1 protein-coding gene is annotated in these 883 nt (G+C 63.8%); it reads right to left on the bottom strand.

Annotated elements, in window-relative coordinates; all coding sequences use genetic code 11:
- Window positions 1–883 (bottom strand): tRNA uridine-5-carboxymethylaminomethyl(34) synthesis GTPase MnmE (gene mnmE, locus EN879_RS37470; RefSeq protein ID WP_127274789.1); only part of this gene is annotated, 883 nt, incomplete at both ends.

Raw genomic sequence — 883 nt, 5'->3', positions numbered from 1 at the left:
AGCAGGGTGGGCGCCACGGTCGGCAGCTCACCGACATCCCTTGGTTTCGCCATGTCGTGAAGCAACAGCAAGAGATCGGCGCCATGCGCCTTGGCCCTCGCCTTCTCGATGCCGATCGCCTCGACCTTCCCCGGCGCATCGCGCAACCCGGCCGTATCCGTAAGCCGGACACGCAGCCCCTGAACATCAAGTGTCACTTCAAGCAGGTCGCGGGTCGTGCCTGGTTCATCCGTTACTATAGCGGCATCGCGCCGCGCCAGGGCGTTGAACAGACTCGACTTACCGGCGTTGGGGGCACCGAGGATGACGACCTCAAAGCCGTCGCGAATGATCTCGGCGGCGCGAAATCCGGCGATGTGCCGGTCGATCTCGTCGATCATCGTTCTGACATCAGACCAGACCGCATCCGAAACGGAACCAGGGACGTCTTCCTCGTCGGCGAAATCGATCTCGGCCTCGATCATGGCGCGGGCATGGATCAGCCTGCGGCGCCAGCCGAGATAGAGTTCGCTCTGTACGCCGTCGGCATTCTGCACCGCGAAGCGCCGCTGCGCCTCCGTCTCGGCATTGACGAGATCCGCCAGCGCCTCGGTCTCGACCAGGTCTACCTTGCCGTTCAGAAAGGCGCGACGCGTGAATTCGCCCGGTTCCGCGTGCCTGACGCCGTCAAACCCGGTCATCGTCTCCAGCATTTTTGCCACAACGGCACGGCCGCCATGAACGTGGAATTCCGCGACGTCCTCGCCGGTGAAACTGGCCGGACCGGGAAAGAACACGACCAGCCCGGTGTCGAGCACGGCTCCATCGGGTGCCCGCATCTTGCGCAGAGCCGCCGCGCGGTCCTTAACCATAGCCCCAGCAATCGTTTCGACGACGAATCGAG

The organism is Mesorhizobium sp. M7A.F.Ca.AU.002.02.1.1 (assembly GCF_003998535.1).
In the GTDB taxonomy this organism is placed as follows: Bacteria; Pseudomonadota; Alphaproteobacteria; order Rhizobiales; family Rhizobiaceae; genus Mesorhizobium; species Mesorhizobium ciceri.
Note: the sequence above shows the minus strand (reverse complement) of the source record. Positions and strands in the feature narration are given on the sequence as shown.